The following is a 21,889-nucleotide window of genomic DNA, read 5'->3' as shown; positions in this document are numbered from 1 at the left end:
CGAATCGGCAAGGCGCAAGACTCTGCTGCCCGGTCGCCGCGGAGCAATAGTTACTGTGCAAGGTGGGCTGAACCGGCGCAGATCTTGTGCCGCAACTCATTCAGGCCGGCGTGTAAGCCAAGCGCACATAGATGGGCGCATAGGCCTCGGCCTGGGTCACGTCGGTCAGGCCTTCCTTGGACAGTTCGAGCAGGGCGATGAAGGTCACCACCAGCACCGGCATGCCGCGGGCCGGGTCGAACAAGTGCTCGAACTCGACAAACTTCCGACCCTGCAACTTGCGCAGCACGATGCTCATGTGCTCGCGCACCGAGAGTTCTTCACGGCTGATCACATGGTGCTGGACCAGCTTGGCGCGCTTGACGATGTCGCGCCAGGCCTCCTGCAGATCCACCACGGTGACATCGGGGAAACGCGGCTGCAGCGCCTGCTCGACATAGACCTGGGCACGCAGGAAGTCGCGGCCGTACTGCGGAATTTCGTTGAGCTTGTGGGCGGCCAGCTTGATTTGCTCGTACTCCAGCAGGCGGCGTACCAGTTCGGCGCGCGGGTCTTCCGCTTCCTGGCCGCCGGCCACCTTTTTCGGCGGCAGCAGCATGCGCGACTTGATCTCGATCAGCATGGCCGCCATCAAGAGGTATTCAGCGGCCAGTTCGAGGTTGGTGCTGCGGATTTCATCCACATAGACCAGGTACTGGCGCGTGACCGCCGCCATCGGGATGTCCAGAATGTTGAAGTTCTGCTTGCGGATCAGGTACAGCAGCAAATCCAGCGGGCCTTCGAAGGCTTCCAGGAAAACCTGCAGCGCGTCGGGCGGGATGTACAGGTCCTGCGGCATCGCAAACAACGGCTCGCCATACAGCTTGGCCAGCGCCACCTGGTCGACCACGCCCGGCATGCCGGGCAGCGTCAGTACGCCAGTGGGCTGGCCGGGCTCGGACGGAGAGGGTGGCAGTTCGGTGATGCTGGACATGGCGATGTGGCCGGGGCTCAGTCGCTATCAAAAAAATAGCTATCAGCGCCTGCACAGCATGGGCTGGAGGCCTTTTTGACCATGAATTGAGGCCTATTTGCTGTTCGGGTGGCCGCTGGTGCCGTAGACATAGGGCTGCTGCGCAACGGCGGCGTCCAGGTAGTCGGCCTGCTCGGTGAGATCCAGCTTCTTGTCCCACCAGATGGCGCGCCCCTGGCGCTGCTCGGCCTCCAGCGAGGGCTTGTTGGCCTTGAGTTCTTCGATGAAGCTGGTGACTTCCGAGGTGTAGTGCGGCCGGGCGAAGATGGACATGGGATTAAACTGCCTTAAGCTGAAGTTTGCTGATTTTACCGGGGACCGCCATGCACCTGCCTTTTTTTGCTTTCCCCGGGAAAGCGGCGCCGGCATCCCTGCCTTTCACAAGGTGGCTCGTTGTCATGGGATTGTTATCGGCCCTGTTGGGTCTGGTGGGTTGCGACCCTCAGCACATTGCGCTATTGGAGGAGGGCGTGGCCACCGAGGCTGACGTGCGCACGAAGTTCGGCGAGCCTGAAAAGATCTGGAGTGCCGCCGACCTCGCCGGCAACCCCTTTCCGGGCGCCGCAGCCCAGCCCGGCGCACGTACCCTGGAGTACAACCGCCAGCCCCAGGGCCAGGTCAACTACATGATCACTATCGGCCCCGATGGAAAAATGAGCGCCCTGCGCCAGGTCTTGACACCGCAGAACTTTGCGCTGGTGCTGCCCGGCATGCCCATGGAGCAGGTGCGCAAGATGCTGGGCAAGCCGATGAAAATCACGCCGATGGCCCTGAAGCGAGAGACCCATTACGAGTGGCGCTACAGCGACGGGCCGAACACGCCGCGGATTTTTCGGGTCGAGTTCGACAGCGACCTGAGGGTGCTGCGGACCGGGTCGGTGCCCGACGAAAGCCAGCCGGGCGTCAATGGCAACGTGACCTGAAGCGCCAGAACAGGGTTAAATCGGCCTCCAGCCGTTTCGTTACCTATGCAAGTAGCTATCTAATTAATAGCGTTTCAGGCTTCGTCGATTTTGGACAGAAAGCCGGATCGCTCCATCACGCGGCGCGGCTGCGCGTTCAGGCCGGACATCACCAAGCGGCCTTCGCGCAGCACGATGGCCTTGTGCAACTGCCCCAGCACATCGAGGCCCGAGGCATCCAGCGACTGCAGCGATTGCGCATCAAGCCGCACCAGCAGGCCGCGCGGCGCGCTTTCGACCGCAGACAGAATGGGATCAATCTTGGCGACCGCACCAAAAAACAGCGAGCCGTAGAGCTGGAAGCAGATCGACTCGTCGCTGCGCGCGGTTTCCACCACCTGGAACAGGCTGCTCATGCGCCGCACAAACAGCACGCAGGCCAGCAACAGCCCGACCTGCAGCGCCACCGTCAGGTCGAACACCACTGTCAGGAGGAAGGTGCCCAGCATCAGCAGGCGGTAATGGCTGCTGTACTGGCGCATCAGTACAAACTCGTGCCATTCGCCCATGTTCCAGGCCACATAGAGCAGGATGCCGGCCAGCACCGCCAGCGGCACATGCATGGCCAGCGGCGCGGCGGCCAGAACGATCAGCACCAGCATCAGCGCATGCACCAGCCCGGCGACGGGTGAGGTGGCGCCGGAGCGCACGTTGGTCACGGTGCGGGCGATGGTGCCGGTGGCAGGCATGCCGCCGAAAAAAGGCACGACAAAATTGGCCACGCCCTGGGCCATCAGTTCCTGGTTCGGGTCGTGTTTGGGCAGGCCCGAGAGCTGGTCGGCCACACGCGCGCACAGCAGCGACTCCACCGCGCCCAGCATGGCAATCGTCAGCGTGGGCGCAAACAGCAGGCGCACCGTGTCCCACGAAAAGTCCGGCAGCGCAAACGGCGGCAGCGCGCGCGGGATGCCGCCGAAACGCGAGCCTATGGTTTCGACCGGCAGGCTCAGGAAAAAAGCAAACGCCGTCAGGGTGACCAGCGCAACGATGGGCCCCGGCACGCGAGACGCCGCGCGGGTGGCCCGAACCAGTTGCACACCTTCGACCGCCTGAACCACCTTGACCAGACGCGCCGCCAAACCCTTGCCAACCGTATCACGCGGCGCAAAAAGCTTGGGCCACAGGATCAGCCCCAGAAAACACACCAGTCCCAGGCCCAGCGCGTAGGCGTTGAAGGAGTCGAGGTTACTGCTTATGGCCTTGATCTGCGAGAAAAAATCCGCAGGCATTTTGGCGATCTCCAGGCCCAGCAGCTCCTTGAGCTGCGACAGCGCAATCAGCACGGCAATGCCGTTGGTGAAGCCCACCACGATGCTCACCGGCACATAACGTACCAGCGTCCCCATCTTGAGCAGGCCCAGCAAAAACAGCAGTACGCCGGCACAGGCCGTGGAGATCAGCAGGTTGGGCAGGCCATAGCGCTCGACAATGCCGTAGACGATCACGATGAAGGCGCCGGCTGGCCCGCCGATCTGCACCGCCGAGCCACCCAGCAGGGCAATCAGGCCACCGGCAATGATGGCGGTCCAGATGCCGGCTTGGGGCGACAGGCCCGAGGCAATGGCAAAAGCCATGGCCAGCGGCAGGGCCACGATGCCCACCGTCAGGCCGGCGCCCAGGTCCTTGCCGAAGCGCTCACGCGTGTAGCCGTTAAGGGCAGAGAAGATGCGGGGGCGGAAGGGGGCAAGGTACGCAGGCAGATTCATCGGAAAATTCAGATTGTCTGAGCCCTGCATTCTGCAAATGTGGGATGGTCAGGCGGCAAGCCACTTGTTAAAGTACGAGATGGCCTGGTGACGCAGGCCGGATTTTTTACTATCGATGTCTATCTTAAGCCGCTGCCCCGTTTTTCATGTACCTTTTTCTCCATCGGCTGATACTGACTTTTCCTTGTCCTGAACTGCGCAGCAGTGTGGCCAGCCGCCGCGGCGTGGGGCTGCTGCTGGCGGCTGCGCTGCTGGTGCTGGCCGCGCCGATTCAGGCGTCGCACGCCAGCTCGCAGGGGACCTGGCAATGGATTGGCCCGCACGGCAATGGCCTGGTCCTCATTGATGCCTCCGGGCAGCAGACGACCCACGAAATATGGCAGCGCTTTGAGCGTGGCGAGGGCTCGGCGGCCCAGCCTGACCGCATCATGCCGACGGGCGGGCCGGCTTCGATGTGGTACCAGCTCAGTCTGCCGGCAGTGATTGTTCCCACCTCCCGGGTGCTGGCCGTGCCGCACCCCGGCATGAACCGGGTCGAGTTGTACCGCCCCAGCGAGGAAAGCAACTGGCATGCCGAATATTCGGGCGACTCGATCGCGGTAGCCCGCTGGCCATTGCATTATTTGCACCCGGCTTTCGAGTTTGTGCAGCAGCCGGGCGAGATCCGCCCGACTTACCTGCGCGTCCAGCACAGCCACCCCATCAATGTGCGCTGGACGCTCTGGAGCATGCGCGACTTCCAGGAGTCCAGCAAACGCTGGCATTTGCTGCTGGGGGCCTACCTCGGGCTGGTGGGGCTGGTTATCTTGCTTTGCGTCGTCAACGCCTACACCTGGCGCGACTCGATTCATTCTTATTACGCCGCTTATGTTGCTGTCATCGCCGTCGGGCAGATGTCCTTGACCGGTCTGGCCGGCGAATACTTTTGGCCGCGCAACCCGTGGTGGAACGATGCTGCATCGAATGTGCTGCCGATGGCCGGTGCTGCGCTGGGCCACCTGTTCATGCGTGAACTGGTGGTCGAACGTGGTGCCCCCTGGGCCAGCAGACTGATGCTGGCCATGGCAGCGGTGGGCAGCGTGCTGGGTTTGTGTTTTGTATTTATTGGGCGTGATCCGGTTTTTGCTTTCTCCGGCCCTTACTACATCGCCAGTTTTATCGTGTACCTGGGGGTCGCGCACTGGTACGCCTGGCGCATTCCGCGTGTGGGCCTGTGGATACTGGCCGGCATTGTGGCGGTGCTGGCCGGCTCGGTATTCCCTATTTTGCGCAACATGCAACTGGTGCCTTTGTCGTTCTGGACCCAGTATGGTGCGCAAATTGGCGCCGCTGTCGAGATCCCGCTGCTGCTGATTGCGTTGTACCTGCGCAGCCGCGAGCGGCGCGACAACCAGGTGCGGGTGGGCGCGCTGTCGCGGGTTGACCCACTGACCGGCGCGGCCAACCATCGGGTGATGCTGGCACGGCTGGAGCACCTGCTACACCACCAGCAGCGCGACCCGGAGGCCGGCGTCGTGCTGCGTGTGCGGATCGGCAACATTCAGGAAATACGCGCCGAGTATGGCCTGCAGGTCGCGCAAACCGCGCTGGTCCATGCAGGCGCCTGCGTCACTCACGTGGTGCGCGAGGGCGACACGGTGGCGCGCCACCGTGACGGTGATTTTGTGGTGATTCTTGAAGGCCATTTCACGCGTGATCAGGTCGCCGAGATCGGCCAGCGGCTGATTGCACGCGGACTGGCGCCCAGTGACATCCTGCCGCCGGGCACGGTGCTTCAACTCAAGGTGGCGGTGGCGGCCACGCCTTTCCAGGCCCAGGGCGTGGCGTTGTTGCTGCAGACTTTGGAAGCGGCAGTCAGCGAACTCGCGGCCCGGCCGGGCAAGGCCCTGCGCTTCGTGGTCTGAACTGCTCTTATCTGACCCGCATGCCGGGCTGGGCGCCGGCTACCGGCTCCAGCACATAAATGCCGGGCTGCGCCTTGTCATCGGCATGGCTGGCGGCCAGCACCATGCCCTCGCTGACGCCGAACTTCATCTTGCGCGGCGCCAGGTTGGCCACCATTACCGTGTGTTTGCCGATCAGATCGGCGGGCTGGTAGGCAGAGGCGATGCCACTGAAGACGTTGCGCATTTTTCCTTCGCCCACGTCCAGCGTCAGGCGCAACAACTTGGTGGAACCTTCGACGGCTTCGCAGTTGACGATGAGCGCGATGCGCAGGTCGATCTTGCTGAAGTCGTCGATGGTGATGGTGGGGGCCAGTTCTTCGCCGCCCGGCGCTATGGATTCGATAGCTGCTTGCGCTTTTTCCGTATGGGCTGGAGGCTCAAACAGTGCATCGAGTTGTTTGATGTCAACGCGTTGCATCAGGTGTTTGTAATCGCCGATCACATGGCCCCTGCCCAGACTGGCTTCGGCGTCTGCAAAACCCAGGGGCCCGGTTTTCAGGAAGTTTTCTACTTCCGAACCCAGGGCCGGCAGGACCGGCTTGAGGTAAACCGTTAGCAAACGGAAAGCCTCGATGCAAACCGTGCAGACATCCTGCAGGCGGGCATCCATACCGTCCTTCCTGGCGAGTTCCCAGGGCTTGTTCTGGTCCACATAGGCGTTGACCCGGTCGGCCAGCAACATGACTTCGCGCAGCGCCTTGGCAAATTCCCGGTTGTCATACAGCGCCGCAATGGGGTCCTTCTGGTCGGTCAGTACGGACAGCAGGGCGTCGCCATCGGCGGAAATCTCGCCAAGCTTGCCGTCAAATCGCTTGGCGATAAACCCTGCCGCGCGGCTTGCAATGTTGATGTATTTGCCTACCAAATCACTGTTGACCCGCGCCATGAAGTCATCGGCATTGAAGTCAATGTCTTCATTCTTCGCATTGAGCTTGGCCGCCAGGTAATAACGCAGCCATTCGGGGTTCATGCCCAGGCTCAGGTACTTGAGCGGGTCCAGGCCGGTGCCGCGGCTCTTGCTCATCTTTTCACCGTTGTTCACTGTGAGGAAGCCGTGCACAAAGATGTTGTCCGGCGTCTTGCGGCCACTGAAATGCAACATCGCCGGCCAGAACAGGGTGTGGAAGGTGACGATGTCCTTGCCGATGAAGTGATACTGCTCCAGACCCGGCGCCGCCATGTAGTCGTCGTAGCTTTCGCCGCGTTTGTCGAGCAGGTTTTTCAGTGAAGCCAGGTAACCCACCGGCGCGTCCAGCCAGACATAAAAATACTTGCCAGGTGCGTCAGGAATTTCGATGCCAAAGTAGGGCGCGTCCCTGGAAATATCCCAATCGCCAAGGCCTTCGCTTTGGCTGCCGTCGGGATTGGTGCGAACGCTGAACCACTCCCTGACCTTGTTGGCCACCTCGGGCTGCAACTTGCCGTCCTGGGTCCATCTCTCAAGAAATTCCACGCAGCGCTGGTCAGACAGCTTGAAGAAAAAATGCTCTGAATTTTTGAGAACAGGCGTTGCGCCCGACAAAGCTGAATAGGGGTTGATCAAGTCCGTAGGTGCGTACACCGCGCCGCAGTTTTCACAGTTGTCGCCGTACTGGTCCTTGGTGCCGCACTTGGGGCAGGTGCCCTTGATGTAGCGGTCAGGAAGAAACATGTTTTTCTCGGCATCAAAAAACTGCTCTATGGTTTTCGTCGCTATCAGACCGGTCTTCTTCAGGTCGAGGTAAATTTGCCGCGCCAGTTCGTGATTTTCTGGCGCGTCGGTGGAGTGCCAGTTGTCAAAGCTGATGTGAAAGCCATCGAGGTAGGGCTTGCGGCCGGCGGCGATGTCGGCCACAAACTGCTGCGGCGTCTTGCCGGCTTTTTCGGCGGCAATCATGATCGGCGCGCCATGCGCGTCGTCGGCACCGACAAAATTGACCGCGTGACCCTGCATACGCTGGAAGCGCACCCAGATGTCGGCCTGGATGTACTCCATGATGTGGCCGATGTGGAAGTTGCCGTTGGCGTAGGGCAGGGCGGTGGTGACAAAAAGGCGGCGCTGGGACATAAGGGGGGCTTCGTGGCTTTTGAGGCTAACCGGCGATTTTAAGTCGGCGGGCTCAACCGGCGGCGGCAAGTCCCCATGGCCCCCCTGTTTGGCCTGCGGCGTTAGACTTGGCTGCAATCCTGTCGGCCCCGGCCACCTTGTCAGAATCAATCGGAGACTTTTCCCCATGGCAGTAGAACAACAGGCCATCCTGAACGCCCTGCAAGGCGTGCTGGATCCCAATACGGGCAAGGATTTTGTCAGCACCAAGGCGCTGAAAAACCTGCAGATAACCGGCGACGATGTGGCCTTTGACGTGGAGCTCGGCTACCCGGCCAAGAGCCAGCTTGCCGGCATCCGCAAGCTGCTGATCGCGGCAGCCAGGGGCGTGGCCGGCGTGGGCAATGTGTCGGTCAACGTCAGTTTCAAGATTGCCAGCCACAGCGTGCAGCGCGGCGTGCAGTTATTGCCCAACGTCAAAAACATCGTGGCGGTGGCATCCGGCAAGGGTGGCGTGGGCAAAAGCACCACCGCCGTCAACCTTGCGCTGGCCCTGGCCGCAGAGGGTGCCAGTGTGGGCCTGCTCGACGCCGATATTTACGGCCCGAGCCAGCCAATGATGATGGGCATCGAAGGCCGTCCCGAAAGCGTCGACGGCAAAAACATGGAGCCGATGGAGAACTACGGCATCCAGGTGATGTCGATTGGGTTTTTGGTGGCGCAGGACGAAGCCATGATCTGGCGCGGCCCCATGGCCACCCAGGCGCTGGAGCAGTTGCTGCGGCAGACCAACTGGCGCGACCTGGACTACCTGATTGTTGACATGCCGCCGGGCACCGGCGACATCCAGCTGACGCTGAGCCAGCGGGTGCCCATGACGGGCGCGGTGATTGTCACCACGCCGCAAGACATTGCGTTGCTGGATGCCAAAAAAGGCATCAAGATGTTCGAAAAAGTGGGCGTGCCGATTCTGGGCATTGTTGAAAACATGGCGGTTCACATCTGCAGCAACTGTGGTCACACCGAACATATTTTTGGTCAGGACGGTGGCAAGAAGATGGCGGCCGATTACGGCATGAGTTACCTGGGTGCGTTGCCACTGGACATGCAGATTCGTCTGCAGGCCGACAATGGTCGCCCCACCGTGGTGGCCGACCCCGACGGCGAAGTCGCCGGCATCTACAAGGCTGTGGCGCGCCAGGTGGCGATCACCATTGCCGCCAAGGCGAAAGATTTTTCCGCCAAATTTCCGACCATCAAGATTTCCAAAGACACTTAAAACTTGTCCGCTTCGCTGGCAGGCGGCGGAGATGAACCCCGCGCTTCCAATGCCCTTTCATCGGGTGTGCGTCAAAGGTGTTGCGCCCAAATGCACATGAAGACCGCCGTACACTGCGGGCATGTCTGAATTTGCCTTGCAGTCTCCCGGTGTCAATGAGACCGTTCGTCGCCCCTGTGTGGCGGTGGCGGTCATCATGCGCCGCGAGCGCATCGACAACCGGTGGCAACCCTGGCGCTGGTCGCTTGCCGACATCGTGCCCCAGGAAGACGGCTTTGGTGCGCAACCGCGCCTGTTGCTCAAGGACGAGCACGAGGAGCGCTGGTTGCACCCCGGCTTCAAGGTCGAGCTTTTCACCGACGACGCGGAGGGTTATTACCTCAACGTGTCCACGTCCCAGCCCTGTTTTTGGGTGGTGTGGCGCATGGAAGAAGAGCCCGCCTTGGCCGAAGAGCCGGTTGCCGTGCCGCAGATCGTGACGCTCAGCTATCACGATGCCGGGCGCTGGCTCGACGCGCAGGAAACAGTGGAGCAGGTGGCTGCGCCGCGCGAGGTGGTGGAGTGGGTGCAGGCTTTTGTGGGTGCCCATTACGTGCTGGAGGCCAAACGCCGTCAACGCCCGCAAAGCTTCAAGCCACTGCAGGACAGGTTTGGCAATCCGGCGCGCGTGAGCACCGACAAGAAGTTTGGAGGCGGTGGCCATGGCTGAAGAGTCTCCCGGATTTCTGGGCCGTTGGGCGCGCCGCAAGACGGACGTCGCGCAGGGCAAGCCGCTGGCCGACCCCGTGCCGCCTTTGCCGACAGTGCCCACGCCGATCGCGGTTCCAGCGGCAGTTTTGCCACAGGGCGCGGTGACGTCAGCACGGGCGCCCGTGACCGAAGCCGCCAGCGGGCCTGAAAAAATCCTGTCGCTTGAAGATGTAAAGCTGTTGAACAAGGACTCGGACTTCAAACCCTTCATGGCGGGCAACGTTGGCCCTGAAGTGCGCAATGCGGCGATGAAGAAACTCTTTGCCGACCCGCATTTCAACATCATGGATGGTCTCGATATCTACATCGACGACTATTCGAAGTCCGATCCCATTCCCGAATCCATGCTGCGGCAGATGACCAGTTCGAAGTTTCTCAAGCTGTTCGACGCTGAAGAAGAAGATGCGGACGCTCAGAAAACCCCTGAGGCTGCCTTACCGCGGGAAAATGCGAATTTTCCTGCGGATCAAACCGTGGCACAGTCCTATGAAAGTCCAGACATAAGCCCTCCGGACCTGCTCCACCCCGACCATTCGAGCCAACTCGAGCCAGTGCCTGGCTCCGGCGCCAGCCAAGAAGACCATGCCCACACTGATTTGCGACTGCAACCAGACCATGCCGCTCCAGCCCCAGACGCTGGGCGCAGCACTTAATGAAACCCTGACCCTCCATTCGGCGCTGTGCAGGCGCGAGGCGGGTGCCTTTCAGAAAGCGGTTCAGTCGGGCGATGACGTCATCGTCGCCTGTACCCAGGAAAAACGTCTGTTCGCTGAAGTTGGGCAGCAAACGGCTGGCGCCAGCTCGGTGGTTAAATTCGTCAACATCCGCGAAACCGGTGGCTGGAGCAGGGACGCTGCGCGCGCCATGCCCAAGATTGCCGCCTTGCTTGCGGCGGCATATCTTCCGGACGCGGAGCCTGTGGCCACGGTGACCTACAAAAGCACGGGCCGGCTGCTCATCGTTGGCGTGCTGGACCAGGCCGAACAGGTGGCGGCGCTGGTCGCCGACACGCTGGACGTGACCATTTTTGCGTGCGGTGTTTCCCCTCAGCCGCAGCCCGGCTTTCCCGTCCAGGAACGCAAGTACCCGGTCATCAGTGGCGACAAACTCAGTCTCACCGGCTGGCTCGGTGCCTTTGAAGTCAGGTGGGACAAAAGCAACCCGATTGATCTGGATTTGTGCACTCGTTGCAATGCCTGCGTTGCCGTGTGCCCCGAAGGGGCGATAGACCTCAGCTACCAGATCGACAGCAACAAGTGCACTTCGCACCGCGATTGCGTAGCTGTCTGCAAGGTGGCCGGCGCCATTGACTTTGGCCGCGAGCCCCAGCCGCTCAGCGAGGCTTTCGACCTGGTGCTCGACATGGGGGCAACACCGCTGGTGGCGCTGCATGCGCCGCCGCAAGGCTACTTTGCCCTGGAGGCGTCGCAAGGCCTGGCTTCTCCTGGCCTGCTGGCGACGGTGGTCAAGCTGCGTGACCTGGTGGGTGAGTTCGAAAAGCCCAAATTTTTCGCTTACAAACAAACACTGTGTGCCCACAGCCGCAACGAAACCATCGGCTGCAATGCCTGCGTGGATATTTGTTCCGCAGGCGCCGTCAGCAGCCAGAAAGAGCGCCAGCAGATTATTGTCAACCCCAACCTGTGCATAGGTTGCGGCGCCTGCACCACGGTTTGCCCCACCGGTGCGTTGACCTATGCCTACCCGCGCGCCAGCGAGCAGGGCGTGCGCATCAAGACCTTGCTGGCCACCTATGCCAAGGCCGGTGGCCGCCAGGCTGTGGTGTTATTTCACAGCCAGGGCAGCGGTCAGCAGGCTGTCGAAGCGCTGGGCCGCGCTGCGCAGTTGCACAAAAATCTGCAGGGCATGCCCGCCAACATCATTCCCCAGGCCTTGTGGCACACCGCGAGTGTGGGACTGGACCTCTGGCTCAGCGCCATTGCATTTGGGGCATCCCAGGTGGCTGTGCTGGTGACCGACGAAGAGGCGCCCGCCTACTTGGCGGGACTGGCGGAGCAAATGGCGGTGGCCCAGGCTGTGCTCCATGGCATGGGCTACACCGGCCTGCACTTTCACTTGCTGCAAGGGTCTGGTGCGCCAGACGTCGCGGCGCTGGCCGCGCTTGATGCCAGCCTCAAAAAGCTGGCTGGTCACCAGCCGGTGGTCCCGGCGGCAGCGGCCCGGTTTGCGGTAGCCCAGGAAAAACGCAGCACGTTGGACATGGCGCTGGACCACCTGATGACGCAGGCGCCAATGTCTTTGCCTGAGCAGATAGAACTTCCGGTGAAGGGCTCGCCGTTTGGCAGCCTGCTCGTCGACAAGCAGGCCTGCACGCTGTGCCTGAGTTGTGTCAGTGCCTGTCCGGCCAGTGCGTTGCAGGACAACCCGGAGCGGCCCCAGCTCAAGTTCATCGAGAAAAATTGCGTGCAGTGTGGCCTGTGCGCCACGACTTGTCCGGAAGATGCCATCACGCTGGCGCCGCGCTTGCTGCTTACACCGCAACGAAAGGAAGCGCGGGTGCTCAACGAGAGCCAGCCCTACCAGTGCATACGCTGCAGCAAACCTTTCGGTACCCTTAAAGCGATTGAATCCATGCTGGGCAAACTTGCGGGCCACGCCATGTTCCAGGGCGCGGCGGCAGAGCGGTTGAAGATGTGCAGTGACTGCCGCGTCATTGACATCTACTCGGCCGACAACGAAGTCAAGATCACCGATATCCGCTAGGGCCTGTTCCCACTATTGATACAAGATGCGTTGCGAGTCAAAAAGGTCATGCGTGAGGCGCAAAATGCAGCCGGGCTGGAGCCCGGCAAGGCTTTGCAACACTGCGCACCGCCTTTTTGGCCGCAACTCGAAGGGAACGCGGTGAAAACAACGCCACTCGTTGTTGCACTCCTAACCCAGACACCCAGTCTGGGTGTCGTCGCGCGCCTTGATTGGCGCTGTTTTCACCGCGTTCGCACTTGTATAAACAGTGTGAAAAGGCCCTAACCCCCGTATTGCCATGACCCTGCCAGCCCAACTCCTGTCGTCAAGCCTTGACGAAGAAACCGCCCGCGCCGAAGTTTATGGACTGCTGGCAGCGCTGTATTACGCGCCGCCTTCCGCAGAGCTGCTGGACAATCTCCGGGTGGCTGTGACCGAAGCGCCCGCTGCGGGGGCTCTGCTTGAAGCGCCGTGGGGTGAGCTTGTAAAAGCCGCGCGAAATTTGTCGCACGAGGCCATCGCCAGAGAATACGATGTGTTATTCGGCGGGGTTGGCAAGCCTGAGGTTTACCTGTTTGGTTCTCACTACCTCAGCGGGTTTCTCAATGAGAAACCACTGGCCGCCCTGCGCACCGATCTCGACGCGCTGGGTCTGGCGCGCGACGATGCCATGTCCGAGACCGAAGACCATCTGGCTTACCTGTGCGAGGTCATGCGTTACCTGATTGCGGGCGAGGATGTGGAAGTTGCCAACCTGACGCGCCAGCGCGAGTTTTTTGCACGCCATCTTCAGCCGTGGCTCAGCATGTTGTGCGACGCAGTTGTCGCCCATCCGAAGTCAGATTTTTACCGCAGTGCGGCAGGATTTACGCAGGTTTTTTTCAGCGTTGAAGCGCAAGCTTTTGACATGCTGGTCTGAAAATAGCGGTCTGTTTTCTCAAAATGAAACAGTTTTGTCCGATAGGTGTTATTGAGGTCAAAGCTAAGTTTACTTATCTTCCCCTATCGTTTTCCCTTAAGAGTACGCTTGATAGAGATACCGTCTTGCCGTGTAAGTAGGAGTGACGTAAAGTAGGCATGCCAATCATTTCATAGCAAGCTTCCTTGGAGACAAACATGCAGGACAGCCAGCCAAAACCCTCGCGCCGGGGTTTCTTTTTCGCCGCCGCCGCCACGGGCGCGGCCGCAGCAGCGGTGGTCGCGCTCCCCCGCATGCAGGTTTCGGAAGCTTCAGTTCCAGAGTCCAGGCCAGCCCCTGAAAAAGGCGGCGGTTACAGCCTGTCGGAACACGTCAAGCACTATTACCGCACCACTCGCATCTAGTCTCAAGCCCATCCCGGTTTCATTCTTACGGAGAGCTTCATGCTGCTCACGAAAAAATCCCACGGTATTCACGGTGATCAGGCGCAGCGCGCAGGGTCTGCACGTTTTGTTCAAAGCCTCGCGCGTGGCCTGTCCAATGCGCTGCCCACCATGGACCGCCGCGCCTTCCTGCGCCGTTCCGGCATGGGGGTCGGCGTCGGTCTGGCCGCCACGCAGTTGACGCTCGTCAAGAAAGCCAACGCTGCGACGCCCGGTGCCGGTGACGGCACCGGGAAAATCGAGATCAAACGCACGGTGTGTACACACTGCTCAGTCGGTTGCGCAGTCGATGCGGTGGTTGAAAACGGCATCTGGGTCAGGCAGGAGCCGGTGTTCGACTCACCGATCAATCTCGGCGCGCATTGTGCCAAGGGCGCGGCCCTGCGCGAGCACGGCCATGGCGAATACCGCTTGCGTTATCCGATGAAACTGGTCAATGGCAAGTACCAACGCATCAGCTGGGACACGGCACTCAATGAGATCACCGCCCGCATGCAGGAACTGCGCAAAACCAGCGGCCCGGACTCGGTCTATTGGGTAGGCTCGTCCAAGCACAACAACGAGCAGGCGTATCTGATGCGCAAGTTCGTCAGCTTCTGGGGCAGTAACAATTGCGACCACCAGGCGCGCATTTGTCACTCCACCACGGTGGCCGGTGTTGCCAACACCTGGGGCTACGGCGCCATGACGAATTCGTACAACGACATGCAGAACAGCAAGTGCGCCCTGTACATCGGTTCCAACGCCGCCGAGGCGCACCCGGTCAGCATGTTGCATATGCTGCATTCGAAAGAGACCGGCTGCAAGATGGTGGTGGTGGACCCGCGCTTCACACGCACCGCCGCCAAAGCCGATGAATTCATCCGCATCCGTTCCGGCTCCGACATTCCTTTCTTGTTCGGCATGCTGTATCACATCTTCAAGAACGGCTGGGAAGACACCAAGTACATTAACGACCGTGTCTATGGCATGGACAAGGTCAAGGAAGACGTGCTGGCCAAGTGGACACCGGACAAGGTGGAAGAAGCCTGCGGTGTGCCGGAAGCCAAGGTCTATATGGCCGCAGAAATGATGGCCAAAAACAGGCCATCGACAATTGTCTGGTGCATGGGCCAGACCCAGCACACGATTGGCAATGCCATGGTCCGCGCCTCTTGCATCCTGCAGTTGGCCTTGGGCAATGTGGGCGTGTCGGGCGGCGGCACCAATATCTTCCGTGGCCACGACAACGTGCAGGGCGCCACCGACGTCGGTCCCAACCCCGATTCCTTGCCCGGCTACTACGGTCTGTCCGAAGGTTCCTGGAAGCACTTTGCCAAAACCTGGGGCGTTGATTTCGACTGGATCAAGGGCCGCTATGCATCGCCCGCCATGATGGGCAAACCCGGCATCACGGTGTCGCGCTGGATCGACGGCGTGATGGAGAAAAACGAGTTCATTGATCAGGAGTCGAACCTTCGTGGCGTGGTGTTCTGGGGCCACGCGCCCAACTCGCAGACCCGCGGTCTGGAGATGAAACGCGCCATGGACAAGCTGGACCTGCTGGTCGTGATTGATCCTTACCCGTCCGCGACTGCAGCCATGGCCGCGATGCCTGGCAAGGCCGAGGACCTCAATGCCAACCGTGCGGTGTATCTGCTGCCGGCGGCCACGCAGTTTGAGACCAGTGGCTCGGTGACGGCTTCCAACCGCTCCATCCAATGGCGCGAAAAAGTGATTGAGCCGCTGTGGGAAAGCCGCAGCGACCACATGATCATGCATCAGCTGGCGGAAAAATTCGGTTTTGCCAAAGAGCTGTCCAAGAACTACAAGATGCAAAAGGTCAAGGGTATGGACGAGCCCGTGCCCGAGGACATCCTGCGCGAGATCAACAAGACCTGCTGGACCATTGGCTACACCGGCCAGAGCCCCGAGCGGCTGAAGGCGCATATGCGCAACATGCACCTTTTTGACGTCAAGACCTTGAAGTCCAAAGGCGGCAAGGACAAGGAAACTGGCTACGACACTACGGGCGATTACTTCGGTTTGCCATGGCCGTGTTACGGCACACCGGACATGAAACACCCCGGTTCGCCCAACCTCTACGACACTTCCAAACATGTAATGGACGGCGGCGGCAACTTCCGCGCCAACTTTGGCGTTGAGCGGGAAGGCAAAACCCTGCTGGCGGAAGACGGTTCACACTCCAAGGGCGCAGACATCCAGACCGGTTATCCCGAGCTTGACCACCTGCTGCTCAAAAAACTCGGTTGGTGGGATGAGTTGACCGAGCCGGAAAAAGCGGCTGCGGAAGGCAAGAATTGGAAGACCGACTCGTCGGGAGGCATGATCCGCGTGTTCATGAAGGGCCATGGCTGCCATCCTTTTGGCAATGCCAAAGCACGGGCTGTGGTCTGGAATTTCCCCGACGCGATCCCCCAGCACCGCGAGCCCTTGTATGGCAACCGGCCTGACCTGATGGTCAAATACCCGACACACGACGACAAGAAAGCCTTCTGGCGCTTGCCGACGCTGTACAAAACCATCCAGCAGAAGAACATCGCCGACAAGGTGCATGAAAAGTTCCCGCTGATCATGACTTCCGGTCGGCTGGTCGAGTACGAAGGTGGCGGCGAGGAAACCCGCTCCAATCCCTGGCTGGCCGAGTTGCAGCAGGAGATGTTCATCGAGATCAATCCCAAGGTGGCTGCCGATAAGGGCATACGCAACGGCGAACGCGCCTGGGTCAGCACCCCCACCGGCGCGCGCCTCAATGTTCAGGCCATGGTGACAGAGCGTGTCGGTCCGGACACGGTTTTCATGCCTTTCCACTTCTCTGGACGCTGGCAGGGAGCGGACATGCTGGCGTATTACCCCAACGGCGCGGCGCCCATCGTGCGCGGTGAGGCCATCAACACCGCAACGACCTATGGTTATGACAGCGTGACGATGATGCAAGAGACCAAGACAACGGTATGTAATGTGGAGAGGGCTTGAATATGACCCCCACGCTTTTCACTACGTGTAATTCGCTGCCCTCCGAGGGGGCTGTACTTGCTTGGGGCGGCCCTGCGCTGCGTACGGAGAAAACATGGCACGCATGAAATTTGTTTGTGATGCAGAGCGTTGCATTGAATGCAACGGTTGCGTCACCGCCTGCAAAAATGAAAACGAAGTCCCCTGGGGTGTAAATCGCCGCCGCGTGGTTACCCTTAACGACGGTGTGCCGGGTGAAAAGTCGATCTCAGTGGCCTGCATGCATTGCAGCGACGCACCCTGCATGGCAGTGTGCCCGGTCAACTGCTTTTACCGCACCGAGGAAGGTGTTGTGCTGCATGACAAGGATGTCTGCATCGGTTGCGGTTACTGCTCCTATGCCTGCCCGTTTGGTGCACCGCAGTTCCCGTCGCAGGGCACTTTTGGTGTGCGCGGAAAAATGGACAAGTGCACTTTCTGCGCCGGCGGCCCCGAGGTCAATGGCAGCCAGGCAGAGTTTGAAAAGTATGGCCGCAACCGGCTTGCTGAAGGCAAACTGCCGGCCTGTGCTGAGCAGTGTTCAACCAAGGCCCTGATTGCAGGCGATGGCGATGTCGTCGCAGACATTTTCCGCAATCGGGTGGTACAGCGTGGCAAAGGCGCCGAGGTCTGGGGCTGGGGAACAGCCTACGGTGCCAAGCAGGCGGGCCAACCACCTGCCAATGGAGCCAAATCATGATGCGCCTTGTACTGATCGCCGCTGCTGCGCTGGGGCTGGCCGCCTGTGGCGACAAACCCCAGACCTCTGCTGGCGTTAAAAGCGATGTCCCGGCGTTTCAAAGCGTCACCGGCCCCGGCAATGCCTACAATGAGCCGGGCTGGAAAGCGGGCGACAAGACCGCCTGGGAGCAGCAGCTCAAGACTCGCCTGCAAAGCGGGCAAAACGAATACAACCGCGTGAAGTAAGGGAGTTCTCATGCAACGCCCATCGCGAGTCCTGGCCGCTCTGGTTTTTATCGCCCTCGGGTGGTCGGCTGCCGTTTCGGCGCAGACGACGGCAGCTCCGGCGGCCGCGGCTGTGGCGCCCGCGCCTGCCGCTGCTACGGCCGGCATCCAGAGCCAGAATATTTTTCAGGTCAAGCCGGACGCCAGCGCCGACCCGAATTACGCCAGCCAGACCAATGGCGAACGCGCCAAGGTCCAGCCGGGCAACAACGCGCCCATGTGGCGCCAGGTGGGTGCCGGTGTCACCGGGGTCAGCAGCCTGCCCAAAAGTGAGGCCCCTGAAGCCGGCAACCTGATCCAGCCTTTTGTGCAGTACCCCGGTTCGCGCCTGACCAATGCGGGCGAGGCCTGGCGCCAGGTTCGCAACAACTGGATCATTCCCTACGGTGGTTCCTTGTTCCTGATTGTGGTGCTGGCCATCGCGATTTTTTACTTCACCAAGGGCAGCATCAAAAACCATGGTGCCGACACAGGCCGCAAGATAGAGCGGTTTACGCCGTTTGAACGCGCGGCGCACTGGTCCAATGCCATCGCTTTCTCCATCCTGGCGATTTCCGGCCTGGTCATGGCTTTCGGCAAGTTTTTCCTGTTGCCTGTGATGGGCAGCACACTGTTCGGCTGGCTGACCTATGTGCTTAAAACAGCGCACAATTTTGCCGGTCCGCTGTTTGCGGTCTCGCTGGTGGTTGTGTTTTTTACTTTCCTGCGCGACAACTGGCCGCAAAAAGGCGATCTTCAGTGGCTGGCCAAGGGCGGCGGTCTGATCTCCGGGGATGAGCCCGCGTCCAACCGCTTCAATGCGGGCGAAAAACTGATTTTCTGGGGGGGTGTCTTTTTCCTCGGCATTATTGTCGTGGCCTCGGGCCTGGTGCTCGACAAGCTGCTTCCGGGCCTGATTTACGAGCGCGGGACCATGCAGGTTGCGCACATGGTGCATGCGGTCGCCACTGTGCTGATGATGTGCATGTTCCTCGGCCATATCTATTTGGGCACCATCGGAATGCAGGGCGCCTACAAGGCTATGCGCACCGGTTATGTGGACGAAACCTGGGCCAAGGATCATCATGAATATTGGTATGACGACGTGAAGGCCGGCAAGATCCCCGCGCAGCGCAGCGAACCCATCCCGCCCGGTCAGACCGTCCAGGTTTAAGGAGACAATTCCATGAAGCGCATGAAAAAATTTCTGATCACTGTTTGCCTCGCAGGCCTGCCTCTGCTGTCCCTGGCCAAATTACCTGCCCTGAGCGACGAAGCCAAGGCCAAAGCCGCCGAGGCTGCGGCCAAGGCAGCGTGGGCTGGCAAGGTGGACGGCTACTTGCTGTGCAAATCGCTGGACAAGGTCGCTGCCAGTTATTACAAGACCGCCAAAGCCGCCGGCAAAGAAACCAAGCCGCCGACAGCAACCCCCCCGTGTGCCGACCCGGGTGCATTTGCGTACACGGCGCCTGAAGCAGTCAAACCGATTGAAGCCGCAGGCGCGCATTCCCCGGCTGCTACTGCCGTAAGCCCTCCCAGCACCAAGCAACCTGATGCGGTGGTAAATCCTGCCAAAAAATCCTGAAAATTTCCAGGCGCTGACCAGGGCCGACCCGCAAGGTGTCGGCCTTTTCTTTTTGTTGTAGTCTTCTGTGATGTCCCTGTCTTCAATGCCTCACCTCACGCGCGCGCAGGCGCCGCTGACCTGCGAGATCGATGCCGTCAATGAATACGGTGAGTCGCACAAAATCGCCATCCCTGCTGAGCGCGCCCTGACGGTTTACGTCGACAAGCGAGAGCTGGTGACGCTGATGACCCTGGGCGCTCACCCCGAGCTGCTGGTGCTTGGTTACCTGCGCAACCAGCGCCTCATCAGGCAGGTGGGCGACATCGAGTCCATCACGGTGGACTGGGATGTGGGCGCTGCTGCGGTCAGGACGCGACACGGCATCGCCGACATTGAGGAAAAAACCGCCAAACGGGTGGTCACAACGGGTTGCGGGCAGGGCAGCGTGTTTGGCGGCCTGATGGATGAGGTCGACCAGATTGTTCTGCCTGCCGATGCGCAGATCACACAAGGACAGCTCTACGGGCTGGTCAACACCATCCGGCTCAAGGAGACCACCTACAAGTCGGCCGGCTCGGTGCATGCCTGCGCGCTGTTTGCGGTGACGGCCGATGAGCCGGAGATGCTGCTCTTTGTCGAGGACGTTGGCCGCCACAACGCCATTGACACCATTGCCGGCTGGATGTGGATCAATATGGCCCCCACGCTCAGTATGGCCCCCACGTTCCCCACTGCGTGTGATTCGCTGCCCCTTGCACGGGAAGAAGGGGCGCTGCGCCTGCGGCCCGGCGAAGCCAGTTCCGCGGCCCCGGCTGGTGAAGAGGGGGGGGCTCTGGCAGGCCTGGTGTTTTATACGACCGGCCGCCTGACCAGTGAGATGGTCATCAAGTCGGCGCAGATGGGTGTGCCGATTGTGGTCTCGCGCAGCGGCATCACGCAGATGGGCCACCAGGTCGCGCAGGCGGTCGGGCTGTGCGCGATTGGCCGCGCCACCAACAAGCGTTTTGTCTGTTATTCCAGCGCGCAGCGGCTTCATCTGCAGCCCGAACTCGCCGGGCCGAAAATACGCGCGTCTGCTGGGCCGGCTTGAAGAAGCGCCAAAGTGCCATGGCATGATGCCGCCATGCACGATTCCGACCTCCAGGCCACGCTGCCCGGCATTCCTGAACCTCTGACCGACACTGCCCGCTCTGACCGGCACACATGGGCCGGTCTGTCCACAGCGCGCTGGCTGGCGGAGGGCCTGCGAAGCGCATTTTTCCAGGCGCCCCGGGTCGGCGGCCATGCCCCGACGCCCGCGCAGGTGCTGATGGTGGCCGCGTTGGTGTCGGTGCTCGAGATCACGCTGTTGCGTCTGGACATCGCCGGACCCGCGCGATTTGATGTGCAGGCCTGGCTGTCCAGCTGGTGGTCCACGGGCCTGGGTGTGGCGCTGGCCTGGTGGGCATTCCCGAAAATGTCTGGTGTCGCGGACCCGGCAGGCAGCAGGTCCGGGCGACCCCGCGGTATTGCGGCATTTTTTGTCCTCTGGTTGGCCGCTTCCCTGCCCAACCTGGTACTGGGCCAAGCCGTGATCGGTGCGATAACTCAGGGTTGGGTCAGTGCTGCGGTGTTTGAGCAGGCCTGGTTTTACTGGGCGCTTTATGGCGTATTCACCGCATGGTCGCTGGCAGTGACGTGGGTACTGATTGCCCGCTTTGCCGGGCTGGGTTGGCGTGCCTTTGTGCTCATGCTGGCCATGATGGCCGCAACCGGCCTGAATCTCTGGCAATTCGAGGCGCGCGCCTGGGTCAGCGACCCTGATCTCGCCGCCCGGGCCGAGGACACGCGTCCGCGGCTGCGCCTGTCGCAGGAAACCCTGGAAGCGCAGCAGGCGCTGTGGCAGCGCATGGTCGCCGCCATCGCACCGGAGCGTCCCGGAGTGACCGATGTTTATGGCCTGGTGTTCGCGCCCTATGCGGCAGAGGACGTGTTCCTGCGTGAGAGCACCCTCGTCAGCGCTGTGCTGGCCGAGCGTTTTGACGCCCAGGGCCGGGTGATTCATTTGTTGAACCATGCCGGCACCGCGACAACGCATCCGTGGGCGACGACGCTGAACCTGCAGCGCGCCATAGAGGCCCTGGCCCAGCGCATGGACCGCGACAAGGACCTGCTGGTGGTCTACATGACCTCACACGGCGCGCGAGACTTCAAGCTCGCCGCTTCGCACTGGCCGCTGGAAGTGCCGCCACTGAGCCCGACCGAATTGCGCGCCGCGCTGGACCAGGCCGGCATTCGGAACCGCGTGATCGCTGTGTCTGCCTGTTATTCCGGTGGCTGGGTCAATGTGCTGGCCGACGACCACTCGTTGGTCATGACCGCGGCCGACGCCACCCACACCTCTTACGGCTGCGGCCAGTTGTCGGAGCTGACTTTTTTCGGCCGCGCCGTGTTTGACGAGCAATTGCGCAAAACCCGCTCCTTTGAGAAGGCTTTTGCTGCCGCCGTTCCCGTGATCCAGCAGCGCGAAATCGAGGCCGGCAAAACCGACGGATTTTCCAACCCGCAGATCAGAGTGGGCGAGAAGATCAAGCCTGTGCTGCAGGCACTGGAGCAAAGGCTGACCGGGCGTTGAGCCTAATACTGGCGTAATTG

At 61.0% G+C, this 21,889-nt stretch carries 19 protein-coding genes; 15 read left to right on the top strand and 4 right to left on the bottom strand.

Going from position 1 to position 21,889, the window contains the following annotated elements:
• Positions 1–100: 100 nt before the first annotated feature.
• Together IEX16_RS05080 and IEX16_RS05075 are read right to left on the bottom strand one after the other, a co-directional pair.
• Complete coding sequence (locus IEX16_RS05080; RefSeq protein WP_373288278.1) at positions 101–973, bottom strand: segregation and condensation protein A; 873 nt, start codon at positions 971–973, stop codon at positions 101–103.
• A gap of 93 nt (positions 974–1,066) precedes the next feature.
• On the bottom strand, positions 1,067–1,285 hold the full coding sequence (locus IEX16_RS05075; protein WP_188707267.1) for a DUF3460 family protein: 219 nt from the start codon (positions 1,283–1,285) through the stop codon (positions 1,067–1,069).
• 125 nt (positions 1,286–1,410) lie between these two features.
• On the opposite strand from IEX16_RS05075, the gene bamE reads away from it, so the two are divergent.
• Positions 1,411–1,935 (top strand): outer membrane protein assembly factor BamE domain-containing protein, encoded by a 525-nt coding sequence (gene bamE, locus IEX16_RS05070; RefSeq protein WP_188707265.1) that lies wholly within the window; start codon positions 1,411–1,413, stop codon positions 1,933–1,935.
• Between the two features lie 74 nt (positions 1,936–2,009).
• Here the strand turns inward: bamE and IEX16_RS05065 are convergent, their stop codons facing one another.
• Positions 2,010–3,680, bottom strand: coding sequence for a SulP family inorganic anion transporter (locus IEX16_RS05065; protein ID WP_188707263.1), 1,671 nt, complete (start codon positions 3,678–3,680; stop codon positions 2,010–2,012).
• Between the two features lie 146 nt (positions 3,681–3,826).
• On the opposite strand from IEX16_RS05065, the gene IEX16_RS05060 reads away from it, so the two are divergent.
• Positions 3,827–5,584: a sensor domain-containing diguanylate cyclase gene (locus IEX16_RS05060; RefSeq protein ID WP_188707261.1), complete on the top strand. Its 1,758-nt coding sequence runs from the start codon at positions 3,827–3,829 to the stop codon at positions 5,582–5,584.
• A 7-nt stretch (positions 5,585–5,591) separates the two neighbouring features.
• Here the strand turns inward: IEX16_RS05060 and metG are convergent, their stop codons facing one another.
• Positions 5,592–7,673: a methionine--tRNA ligase gene (metG, locus tag IEX16_RS05055; RefSeq protein ID WP_188707259.1), complete on the bottom strand. Its 2,082-nt coding sequence runs from the start codon at positions 7,671–7,673 to the stop codon at positions 5,592–5,594.
• 166 nt (positions 7,674–7,839) lie between these two features.
• Between metG and apbC the strand changes: the two genes are divergently transcribed.
• The 13 genes from apbC (at position 7,840) to IEX16_RS04990 (ending at position 21,869) form a co-directional block, all read left to right on the top strand.
• On the top strand, positions 7,840–8,931 hold the full coding sequence (apbC, locus tag IEX16_RS05050; RefSeq protein WP_188707257.1) for an iron-sulfur cluster carrier protein ApbC: 1,092 nt from the start codon (positions 7,840–7,842) through the stop codon (positions 8,929–8,931).
• 196 nt (positions 8,932–9,127) lie between these two features.
• A complete protein-coding gene (locus tag IEX16_RS05045; RefSeq protein WP_373288291.1) occupies positions 9,128–9,640 on the top strand; it encodes a DUF3305 domain-containing protein in 513 nt (170 codons plus the stop codon).
• Positions 9,633–10,334: a DUF3306 domain-containing protein gene (locus IEX16_RS05040; protein WP_188707253.1), complete on the top strand. Its 702-nt coding sequence runs from the start codon at positions 9,633–9,635 to the stop codon at positions 10,332–10,334. Before IEX16_RS05045 ends, IEX16_RS05040 begins: the two co-directional genes overlap by 8 nt.
• On the top strand, positions 10,264–12,405 hold the full coding sequence (locus IEX16_RS05035) for a 4Fe-4S binding protein (RefSeq protein WP_188707251.1): 2,142 nt from the start codon (positions 10,264–10,266) through the stop codon (positions 12,403–12,405). The genes IEX16_RS05040 and IEX16_RS05035 overlap by 71 nt, the downstream gene beginning before the upstream one ends.
• A 280-nt stretch (positions 12,406–12,685) precedes the next feature.
• A complete protein-coding gene (locus IEX16_RS05030) occupies positions 12,686–13,306 on the top strand; it encodes a TorD/DmsD family molecular chaperone (RefSeq protein WP_188707249.1) in 621 nt (206 codons plus the stop codon).
• A 197-nt stretch (positions 13,307–13,503) separates the two neighbouring features.
• Positions 13,504–13,710, top strand: coding sequence for a formate dehydrogenase (locus tag IEX16_RS05025; protein ID WP_188707247.1), 207 nt, complete (start codon positions 13,504–13,506; stop codon positions 13,708–13,710).
• Between the two features lie 39 nt (positions 13,711–13,749).
• Positions 13,750–16,725, top strand: a complete 2,976-nt coding sequence (locus IEX16_RS05020) for a formate dehydrogenase subunit alpha (protein WP_188707245.1) — start codon at positions 13,750–13,752, stop codon at positions 16,723–16,725.
• Between the two features lie 94 nt (positions 16,726–16,819).
• A complete protein-coding gene (gene fdh3B / locus IEX16_RS05015) occupies positions 16,820–17,443 on the top strand; it encodes a formate dehydrogenase FDH3 subunit beta (RefSeq protein WP_188707243.1) in 624 nt (207 codons plus the stop codon).
• Entirely contained in the window at positions 17,440–17,670 is a 231-nt protein-coding gene (locus tag IEX16_RS05010) for a hypothetical protein (RefSeq protein ID WP_188707241.1), read from the top strand. Before fdh3B ends, IEX16_RS05010 begins: the two co-directional genes overlap by 4 nt.
• 10 nt (positions 17,671–17,680) lie before the next feature.
• The gene (locus IEX16_RS05005; RefSeq protein ID WP_188707239.1) at positions 17,681–18,862 is read left to right on the top strand and encodes a formate dehydrogenase subunit gamma; all 1,182 of its coding nucleotides are present in this window, start codon (positions 17,681–17,683) and stop codon (positions 18,860–18,862) included.
• A gap of 21 nt (positions 18,863–18,883) precedes the next feature.
• Complete coding sequence (locus IEX16_RS05000) at positions 18,884–19,273, top strand: hypothetical protein (RefSeq protein WP_373288290.1); 390 nt, start codon at positions 18,884–18,886, stop codon at positions 19,271–19,273.
• Positions 19,274–19,358: 85 nt separating this feature from the next.
• The gene (locus tag IEX16_RS04995) at positions 19,359–20,345 is read left to right on the top strand and encodes a formate dehydrogenase accessory sulfurtransferase FdhD (protein WP_229676195.1); all 987 of its coding nucleotides are present in this window, start codon (positions 19,359–19,361) and stop codon (positions 20,343–20,345) included.
• A 33-nt stretch (positions 20,346–20,378) separates the two neighbouring features.
• Positions 20,379–21,869, top strand: coding sequence for a C13 family peptidase (locus IEX16_RS04990; protein ID WP_188707234.1), 1,491 nt, complete (start codon positions 20,379–20,381; stop codon positions 21,867–21,869).
• The last annotated feature ends 20 nt before the right edge of the window (positions 21,870–21,889 follow it).

Source organism: Polaromonas eurypsychrophila, assembly GCF_014641715.1.
Taxonomy (GTDB): Bacteria; Pseudomonadota; Gammaproteobacteria; order Burkholderiales; family Burkholderiaceae_C; genus Polaromonas; species Polaromonas eurypsychrophila.
Note: the sequence above shows the minus strand (reverse complement) of the source record. Positions and strands in the feature narration are given on the sequence as shown.

Excerpts from the sequence above, each read along its gene's own strand:
- IEX16_RS05075 (WP_188707267.1), bottom strand. The coding sequence starts at position 1,285 with ATGTCCATCTTCGCCCGGCCGCACTACACCTCGGAAGTCACCAGCTTC.
- IEX16_RS05045 (WP_373288291.1), top strand. The coding sequence starts at position 9,128 with ATGCGCCGCGAGCGCATCGACAACCGGTGGCAACCCTGGCGCTGGTCG.
- metG (WP_188707259.1), bottom strand. The coding sequence starts at position 7,673 with ATGTCCCAGCGCCGCCTTTTTGTCACCACCGCCCTGCCCTACGCCAAC.
- IEX16_RS05080 (WP_373288278.1), bottom strand. The coding sequence starts at position 973 with ATGTCCAGCATCACCGAACTGCCACCCTCTCCGTCCGAGCCCGGCCAG.
- IEX16_RS05040 (WP_188707253.1), top strand. The coding sequence starts at position 9,633 with ATGGCTGAAGAGTCTCCCGGATTTCTGGGCCGTTGGGCGCGCCGCAAG.
- IEX16_RS05030 (WP_188707249.1), top strand. The coding sequence starts at position 12,686 with ATGACCCTGCCAGCCCAACTCCTGTCGTCAAGCCTTGACGAAGAAACC.
- IEX16_RS04995 (WP_229676195.1), top strand. The coding sequence starts at position 19,359 with ATGCCTCACCTCACGCGCGCGCAGGCGCCGCTGACCTGCGAGATCGAT.
- IEX16_RS05020 (WP_188707245.1), top strand. The coding sequence starts at position 13,750 with ATGCTGCTCACGAAAAAATCCCACGGTATTCACGGTGATCAGGCGCAG.
- IEX16_RS05000 (WP_373288290.1), top strand. The coding sequence starts at position 18,884 with ATGAAAAAATTTCTGATCACTGTTTGCCTCGCAGGCCTGCCTCTGCTG.
- IEX16_RS05010 (WP_188707241.1), top strand. The coding sequence starts at position 17,440 with ATGATGCGCCTTGTACTGATCGCCGCTGCTGCGCTGGGGCTGGCCGCC.
- IEX16_RS04990 (WP_188707234.1), top strand. The coding sequence starts at position 20,379 with ATGCACGATTCCGACCTCCAGGCCACGCTGCCCGGCATTCCTGAACCT.
- bamE (WP_188707265.1), top strand. The coding sequence starts at position 1,411 with ATGGGATTGTTATCGGCCCTGTTGGGTCTGGTGGGTTGCGACCCTCAG.
- IEX16_RS05025 (WP_188707247.1), top strand. The coding sequence starts at position 13,504 with ATGCAGGACAGCCAGCCAAAACCCTCGCGCCGGGGTTTCTTTTTCGCC.
- IEX16_RS05065 (WP_188707263.1), bottom strand. The coding sequence starts at position 3,680 with ATGAATCTGCCTGCGTACCTTGCCCCCTTCCGCCCCCGCATCTTCTCT.
- IEX16_RS05035 (WP_188707251.1), top strand. The coding sequence starts at position 10,264 with ATGCCCACACTGATTTGCGACTGCAACCAGACCATGCCGCTCCAGCCC.
- IEX16_RS05060 (WP_188707261.1), top strand. The coding sequence starts at position 3,827 with ATGTACCTTTTTCTCCATCGGCTGATACTGACTTTTCCTTGTCCTGAA.
- fdh3B (WP_188707243.1), top strand. The coding sequence starts at position 16,820 with ATGGCACGCATGAAATTTGTTTGTGATGCAGAGCGTTGCATTGAATGC.
- IEX16_RS05005 (WP_188707239.1), top strand. The coding sequence starts at position 17,681 with ATGCAACGCCCATCGCGAGTCCTGGCCGCTCTGGTTTTTATCGCCCTC.
- apbC (WP_188707257.1), top strand. The coding sequence starts at position 7,840 with ATGGCAGTAGAACAACAGGCCATCCTGAACGCCCTGCAAGGCGTGCTG.